Origin of the sequence: Streptomyces palmae (assembly GCF_004684805.1) — a bacterium.
GTDB classification, from domain to species: Bacteria; Actinomycetota; Actinomycetes; order Streptomycetales; family Streptomycetaceae; genus Streptomyces; species Streptomyces palmae.
In genome coordinates, this window is sequence record NZ_SRID01000332.1 from 1 (window position 1) to 7,738 (window position 7,738).

Annotated in this window: 5 protein-coding genes and 1 pseudogene; 1 reads left to right on the forward strand and 5 read right to left on the reverse strand. The window is 74.5% G+C overall.

The window, feature by feature from the left end:
• On the forward strand, nt 1-1,776 hold a 1,776-nt coding region (locus tag E4099_RS25745), incomplete at its 5' end, for a response regulator (protein WP_245245164.1).
• A 679-nt stretch (nt 1,777-2,455) separates the two neighbouring features.
• Here the strand turns inward: E4099_RS25745 and E4099_RS25750 are convergent.
• The 5 genes and pseudogenes from E4099_RS25750 to E4099_RS33745 all read right to left on the reverse strand — a co-directional run.
• Complete coding sequence (locus tag E4099_RS25750) at nt 2,456-4,108, reverse strand: long-chain fatty acid--CoA ligase (RefSeq protein ID WP_135341504.1); 1,653 nt, start codon at nt 4,106-4,108, stop codon at nt 2,456-2,458.
• Nucleotides 4,109-4,386: 278 nt separating this feature from the next.
• Entirely contained in the window at nt 4,387-4,920 is a 534-nt protein-coding gene (locus E4099_RS25755) for a SigE family RNA polymerase sigma factor (protein ID WP_135341505.1), read from the reverse strand.
• A gap of 233 nt (nt 4,921-5,153) precedes the next feature.
• The gene (locus tag E4099_RS25760; RefSeq protein ID WP_245245166.1) at nt 5,154-6,269 is read right to left on the reverse strand and encodes a DUF1906 domain-containing protein; all 1,116 of its coding nucleotides are present in this window, start codon (nt 6,267-6,269) and stop codon (nt 5,154-5,156) included.
• 61 nt (nt 6,270-6,330) lie between these two features.
• A complete protein-coding gene (locus tag E4099_RS25765; protein WP_135341506.1) occupies nt 6,331-7,509 on the reverse strand; it encodes a lipid-transfer protein in 1,179 nt (392 codons plus the stop codon).
• Nucleotides 7,506-7,738: pseudogene (locus E4099_RS33745) on the reverse strand (hypothetical protein); the annotation flags it as partial. The pseudogene E4099_RS33745 and the gene E4099_RS25765, both read right to left, overlap by 4 nt.

Below are 7,738 nucleotides of genomic sequence, written 5' to 3' on the forward strand. Positions count from 1 at the left end.
GCCCTGGGCGCCGCCCCGGCTCTCGGCGGCCCCGCCCCTGGTCAGCCGTCCGGCGCGGGAGCCCCTGGACGACCGGTGGGCATCGACTCGCGACCCCTCCGGGACCCGTACGCACCGGCAGCCGACGCCGGCCGGCCGGGCCCGCCCCCTGGGCGCAGCCACCCCGGCCGCCCGCACGCGCCGGAGGGTGAGTCCCCCGCCGGGGGCCCGGTGCCCCCCGGTGGCTGGCCCGAGGCCGGCCAGGGCGGGGCGCCCGGGACCGCTCCGGTGCCGCCGCAGCCCGCCCGGGGCGGGGCCGCGCCGACCGCCCTGCCCGCCGCGCGGGGTGCGGCCGACGACCTCGGTTTCCCCCCGGTGGGCCCGGACCCGCAGGGCCGGCCGCTGCCGGCCTCGCCGGGCGAGGCGCCGACCGGACGGCGACGTGCCCGGCGCGCCCTCTCCGACGAAGGGGTCCGCCGTTCGCTGCCCGAGGCGGACCACGCCGCCGAAGCCCCGTCGCACCCGGCCGCCTCCCTGGCCACCTCGCCCAACGCCCCTGGTCAGGCCCCCGGTCTGCCCCGGCAGGCGGTGCGTGGCGAGCCGGGCGGCCCCGCGGCGCCGGGTACGCCCCAGAACCCCGCACCCGGTGCCGCCGCCATGGGTCCGGACACCTCGCACGGCCGCGCGATCAGCGTGCGGACGCTGGGTCAGGGGGTGGCGTACGCCCAGCAGGTCGGTGACCACGGGCCGCACACCCCTGCCGCGGGTACCCCGATGCCCGGCGCCCCGGCCATGCCCGGATCCGGCCGGCGCCGCAAGCTGGCCGCCCGTCCGGAGCCGGTCGAGGACCGCGCCCCGGCCGCCGATCCGGTGGCCGCCGGGCGGCGCCGTCCGCAGGCGCCCCAGCCGGGCCAGCCGGCACACGCCCCGCTTCCGGGGCCGTCCGCCGCGCCCGGTCGCGCCTTCGCCATCGGTGCCCCGGACGAGGGTTCGGAGGGTCCGGAGCCGCTGGACGGGCCGAACGGCGCGGTGGAGGTGGTGGACGACCGCACCCCGCCGCGCGACGACGAGCTTCCCCCGGAGCCCCTCGACAACCCGCGCCGGCTGCTGGTGTGGCCCGCCCCTGACGTCTCCACCCAGCAGGCGCTGAGCGACCGCGGGTACCGTCCGGTGATCGTCAACTCCCGTGAGGAGGTGGACGCGCAGATCGCGGCCTACCCGGCGGCCCTGTTCGTCGACCCGCTCACCGGGCCCATCACCCGTACCGCGCTGCAGTCGCTGCGTACGGCGGCGGTGGCGGCGGAGGTCCCGGTGCTGGTGACGGCCGGGCTCGGGCAGGCGACCCGGGAGGCCGCGTACGGGGCCGACCCGGCGGTGCTGCTGAAGGCGCTCGCCCCGCGCGACAGCGAGCAGCACCCGGCCCGGGTGCTGCTGATCGAGGAGCAGGACGCGATCGCCGGCGCGCTGACCGCGTCGCTGGAGCGGCGGGGCATGCAGGTGGCCCGGGCCGCCACGGACGCCGACGCGGTCGCACTCGCCACCCGGATGCGGCCGAACCTGGTGGTGATGGACCTGATGCAGGTACGCCGCCGCCGGGCCGGGATCGTGGACTGGCTGCGGGGCAACGGCCTGCTCAACCGCACCCCGCTGGTCGTCTACACCTCCGCCGGGATAGACCTCGGACAGCTGTCACGGCTCGCTTCCGGGGAGACCGTGCTGTTCCTCGCCGAACGGTCGACGAGCGCCGACGTACAGGCCCGGATCGTGGACCTGTTGGCCAAGATCGGCACCAACTGACCCACCGCGGTCCGCGCCGCCCCGGCCGAGTACGCCTGGGGTCCGGCCCGCCAGGGTGGTCCGCCCCGCCAGGCGGGTCCGTCCCGTCCGGCAGGTCCGCCCCACCTGGGCGGGTGCGCCCCGTCCGGCGCGTCCGTCCCGTCCGGCAGGTCCGCCCCACTTGGGCGGGCACACGGGCGCGGTGCGGGCGGCCAGATCCCGACGCGGGCGGAGCAGCCGTGGGCGTCCTGCCGACCGGCGGCATCCCGGCGATCAACGGCAACCCGGATAGGCGGGCCCCAGGGCGGCCGGAGCCCAGGTAGGCGGCGACAGCCCGAGAACCGGCGGCAGCCGAGGTCGGGCGGCAGCGCAGGTGAGCACACCCCAGGTGGGCGACAGCCCAAGGTCGGCGGCACCCCGAGCCGACGGCAGCCGGCGATGGGCGGCGGCCCGAGGTGGAATCCCCGGCCAAGGGACAAGCCCGGCCGGGAGGATACGGACCCGGAGGACAACGGCAGCCGGCGATGGGCGGCGGCCCGAAGCGGAATCCCCGGCCAAGAGACAAGCCCGGCCGGGAGGATACGGACCCGGAGGACAACGCCAGCCCAGACGAGGCACCCCGGAGGAAGGGCACCGGCGGCCCCGGTGGGCGTGGTGCTGACGCCCGCCCGCTCCGGGGCCGCCTCGCCTCGGCCGTGCCTCAGTCCACCCGGGTGACGTCCAGGTCTCCGTCCGCGTACTGCCTGCGGATGACCTTCTTGTCGAACTTGCCCACGCTGGTCTTCGGCACCGCGGGGATCACCGCCCAGCGCTCGGGCAGCTGCCAGCGGGCGATCCGCTCCGCGAGGAACGCCTTCAGGTCCTCGTATCCGACGGTCGCGCCGTCCTTGAGCACCACCGTGGCCAGCGGTCGCTCGCCCCACTTCTCGTCCGGGACGGCCACCACCGCGGCCTCGGCCACCTCCGGGTGCGCCATCAGGTGATTCTCCAGCTCGACCGAGGAGATCCACTCACCGCCCGACTTGATGACGTCCTTGGCCCGGTCGGTCAGGGTCAGGAAGCCGTCCGGGGAGATGGTGCCCACGTCCCCGGTGCGCAGCCAGCCGTCCTCGCTGAACTTGTCGTCCGGACGCAGCGGCTCGGCACCGGGCCCGCCGTAGTAGCCGCCCGCGATCCACGGGCCGCGCACCTCCAACTCGCCGGCCGAGGTGCCGTCCCAGGGCAGATAGCCGCCGCCGGGGGCGGCCAGCCGGGCCTCCACCGAGGCGGGGAAGCGGCCCTGGGTGAAGCGGTAGGCCCAGGCCTCCTCGCCCGTGGCACCGGCCGGCGGGTGGGCCACCGAGCCCAGCGGCGAGGTCTCGGTCATGCCCCAGGCGTGGATGACCCGCAGCCCGTGCCGCTCCTCGAAGGCCCGCATCAGGGTGGGCGGGCAGGCCGCGCCGCCGATGATCACGCTGCGCAGCGAGGACACCGTGCGCGGCTTGGCGTCGAGCTCGGCGAGCAGCCCCTGGAAGATGGTGGGAACGGCCGCGGCGATGGTGGGCCGCTCGGTCTCGATCATCTCGGCGAGCGGGGCGGGCTGCAGGAAGCGGTCCGGCATCAGCATCGAGGAGCCCGCCATGAAGCAGGCGTGCGGGGTGCCCCAGGCGTTCACATGGAACATCGGGACGACCGGCAGGAGGTTGTCGGAGGCGCTGAGTCCGAACGACTCGGTGCAGTTGACCTGGAGCGAGTGCAGGTAGATCGACCGGTGGCTGTAGACCACGCCCTTGGGGTCGCCGGTGGTGCCGGAGGTGTAGCAGAGCGCGGCAGCCGCCCGCTCGTCCAGCTCGGGCCAGTCGAACTCGGTCGGCCGCCCCGCGATCAGCTCCTCGTACTCGTGCACCTGGGGCCGCACGCCCTCCAGCGGGGAGCGGTCCCCGGGGCCGCACACCACCACGTGCTCGACCGACTCCAGGTGCGGCAGCAGCGGCGCGAGCAGCGGAACCAGTGAGCCGTTGACGAAGACGACCCGGTCGGCGGCATGGTTGACGATCCAGGCGAGCTGGTCGGCGGGCAGGCGCAGGTTCAGGGTGTGCAGCACGGCGCCCATCGAGGGGATCGCCAGATACGCCTCCACGTGGTCGGCGTTGTTCCACATGAGGGTGCCCAGCACATCCTCCCGCTGGATCCCGAACTCCTCGTGCAGGGCATGGGCGAGCTGCGCCGACCGCGCTCCCACCTCGGCGAACGTGCGCCGCTGCGGCTCGGCCTCCCCGGTCCAGGTCGTCACGACCGACCGGCCGTGCACCGTGGATCCATGCCGCAGAATGCGACTCACAAGGAGCGGAACGTCTTGCATCGTGCTGTACACCGGTAAGCCTCCCGCAGGCGAGGGTCGTCTCGCGGTGATTGTCAGGGCAGACCACTCGGTATGTCACTACCCGGCAGTAGCGAGATTTGACCGATTGTTCTGGCCAAAGTGGCCAAGAGGATCTCTCCTCTACGGTTTCTCCCCGTTCGCCCAGGGGTGCCACCAGGACGGATGGGCCGCGGGCCCGCGGACGCGCGACCGGTTCTCCTCGGCGGGCCGCCGGTACGGGAGTGTCTCGGGTCACCCGGGGGAGGGCGGGCAGCGGGTCGCCCTGCCGGTCAGGCGGCGTGGGACAGCTCCGGGTCCTGGCGCAGCTTCCCCAGCGCCCGTGACACGGCACTCTTCACGGTGCCTATGGAGACCCCCAGCAGCTCCGCGGTCTGGGCCTCGCTCAGGTCCTCGTAGTACCTGAGGACGACCATCGCCCGCTGGCGGTCCGGGAGCCGCAGCACCGCCCGCCACATCATGTCGTGCATCATCTGCTGCTCGGCGGGGTCCGGAGCGGGGGTCGGCTCCGGCTCGGGCAGCTCCTCGCAGACGAACTCGTCGACCCTGCGCTTGCGCCACTGCGAGGTGCGGGTGTTCACCAGCGCCCGCCGCACATAGCCGTCCAGCGCCTTCTGGTCCTCGATGCGCTCCCAGGCCAGATAGGTCTTGGTCAGGGCCGTCTGGAGCAGGTCCTCGGCGTCGCTCGGGTTCGCGGTGAGGGAGCGCGCGGTGCGCAGCAGGACCGGCCCCCGGGCCCGTACGTACGAGGTGAACGACGGGAACACAGCGGCCGTAGCGGCACCGGTGCACACAGGCGTGGTCATATCTCCACGCTAGGAGCGCGGGACCGTGCGAGGTATCGGCCGCAGGTGCCGAAGCTGCGTCCCCCTCAGGTTGTAGAGGTGGGGTTGGCACCACCTCCTCCGGTCGGAGGAGGCGGTGCCGTTCTCTTAGGGGCAGCCTCCGGTGCGGCCAGGGTCGACCACTCGGCCAGCGGACGATCGCGGCCGGTGCGGCGGCCTGGTCAGCAGGCGCTCACGACAGGGCGTCGACCTGGTCAGCGGACGATGGCGACCGGTGCGTCGACCCGGTTCCGGTCGATCCGCAGGCGCTTCCCGCCGTGACTCTCGCTGACATCACCCGCGTACTGGTGGATCCGGCGGTGCGGATGCCATGCCTTGGGCCGCAGCACCGGCTCCTCGTAGAGTGCCGCCGCCGTGTGCCAGCGGGCGAACCACACCACCGACGGCAGGTCGCGCACCCCGGACCGCCGGGCCGTCTCCAGGTGCTGGATGCCGGCGTCCGCACTGCTGTAGAAGCCGGGGAAGTAGCCGCGTGAGCGCACCTCCCGCACCCAGCCGCGGATGAAGAGCAGGGTGGTGGCGGCGCACCGGGTGTTCTTGCGGTCGTACGCCTCCATATCGAGGTAGAGCGCGCTGCGCTTGGCCATGCCCAGCGTCTTGGCGCGCGCCACCGCCTCGGCGCCTTCCCGGCGCCCCTGGTCCCAGGGCTCTCCGCCGATCGCGAAGGCCCGCTTCTTCTCGTTGCGGACGCAGGGCGCCTGGGACCCCACATAGATCGGCAGCAGTCGGAAGCCGAGTGTCTCCGCGCCCCGCGCCCAGGAGCGGGAGAGGTTCGGCTGGCTGGGGCAGTGCCGGGCGCGCCCGCCGTAGTAGATGCCGACCGCGCCGTACGGGGAGTCGCGCCAGGCCCGCAGGGTGCTCAGCGACGGCGCGTGGCAGGTGTCGAACGCCAAGCCGTCGTAGATTCGTGCCCCGTACACCTGGGGGTCGGGCAGTGCGCCGGGCTCCTTCGCCGCCTGCTTCGGCTTCCGCGCGGGGGCCGGGGCGGCAGGAGCCGGCCGACCCTCGTCGGCGTCCTCTCGCTGGTCGTCGGTGCCCACCTCGGAGTCGCCGAGCCCGAGCCCCGCCGAGGCGCCGATGTCCACGTCCCCGTATCCGAGCCGGGAGAGCAACCCCTCGGTCGGGTCGAACCCGGGCCCGAGGATGTCGGCGGCCACGGAGTCGAGTCCCAGTTCCTTCATGAGGGAGTCGGCCGGGGGCACCGGTTCCTCGGCGGCCGCGGGGACGGACAGCGCCCCGCCGGTCGCCAGACAGGCCAGCATCGTGAGCAGGCCGACCAAAACTCTGACGGTCTCTCTTCGTCGGTCCATACGGGGAGTCAAGGGGGCGAGCGCCGGAGCGGGCCGCTGACACGCGGGGCACCCGCGCGGTTCAGCCGTCTGCCCCGCCGTCCGCGGTCAGTATCAGCCCCGAGGTCGGGACCCCGGTGCCCGCGGTGACCAGCGCCCGGCGCGCCCCGGGCACCTGGTTGGCAGCGGTGCCGCGCAGTTGCCGGACCGCCTCCGCGATGCCGTTCATGCCGTGCAGGTACGCCTCGCCCAACTGGCCCCCGTGGGTGTTCAGCGGCAGTGCGCCGGCGGCCACGAAGTCGCCGCCCTCACCAGGCCCGCAGAACCCGAACTCCTCCAGCTGCATCAGCACGAACGGCGTGAAGTGGTCGTAGAGGATCGCCACATCGATCTCGGCCGGAGTCAGTCCGCTGCCGCGCCACAGCTGCCGGGCGACCACCCCCATCTCCGGCAGCCCGGTCAGGTCGTCCCGGTAGAAGCTGGTCATCTGCTCCTGGGCCCGGCCCGCGCCCTGTGCCGCCGCGGCGACCACCACCGGCGGCCTGCGCAGCGTACGGGCCCGCGACAGGCTGGTGACCACCACGGCCTGGCCGCCGTCGGTCTCCTGGCAGCAGTCCAGCAGCCGCAGCGGCTCCACGATCCAGCGGGAGGCCGCGTGCTCCTCCAGGGTGATCGGCCGCCCGTGGAAGTAGGCGGCGGGGTTGGTGGCGGCGTGGCGGCGGTCGACCACCGCCACCTGCCCGAAGACCTCCGGGGTCAGCCCATGGGTGTGCAGGTAGCGGCGGGCGGCCATGGCCACCCAGGAGGCCGGGGTGAGCAGGCCGAAGGGCAGGGCCCAGCCGAGCGCGACACCCTCGGCGGTCGGCTCGCGGTGCCGCACCCCGGACCCGAAGCGCCGGCCGGAGCGCTCGTTGAACGCCCGGTAGCAGACCACCACCTCGGCCACCCCGGCGGCGATGGCCAGTGCGGCCTGCTGCACGGTGGCGCAGGCCGCCCCGCCCCCGTAGTGCACGCGGGAGAAGAAGGACAGCTCACCGATCCCCGCCGCCTGGGCCACGGTGATCTCCGGGCTGGTGTCCATGGTGAAGGTGACCAGCCCGTCCACATCGGCGGGGGTCAGCCCGGCGTCCGCCAGCGCCGCCTGCACCGCCTCCACCGCCAGCCGCAGCTCGCTGCGGCCCGAGTCCTTGGAGAACTCGGTCGCCCCGATACCCGCGATCGCGGCCCGCCCCCCGAGGGTGTCCGCCCGTCGCAGACTCATCGCGGCGTCACCTCCGCCCGAGCGCCGGACCCACCCGCCACATCCGGCCCGACGAGCCCGCCCAGCACGCCTGTCACACCTGGCGCACTCGGCTCCTCTGCTGCACCCCGCCCACGCGCCAAAACCGGCGCATTCACCTCGGCAGGCAGGTGGGGCCCACCGGGCACACCCAGCGCATCCACCTCGACCGGCGCATCCGACTCACCCGCCACATCCGGCACGCCCGTCC

Bases quoted from the DNA above. Each gene is read 5' to 3' on its own strand.
- E4099_RS25755 (WP_135341505.1), bottom strand. From the start codon at position 4,920: ATGACCACGCCTGTGTGCACCGGTGCCGCTACGGCCGCTGTGTTCCCG.
- E4099_RS25760 (WP_245245166.1), bottom strand. From the start codon at position 6,269: ATGGACCGACGAAGAGAGACCGTCAGAGTTTTGGTCGGCCTGCTCACG.
- E4099_RS25765 (WP_135341506.1), bottom strand. From the start codon at position 7,509: ATGAGTCTGCGACGGGCGGACACCCTCGGGGGGCGGGCCGCGATCGCG.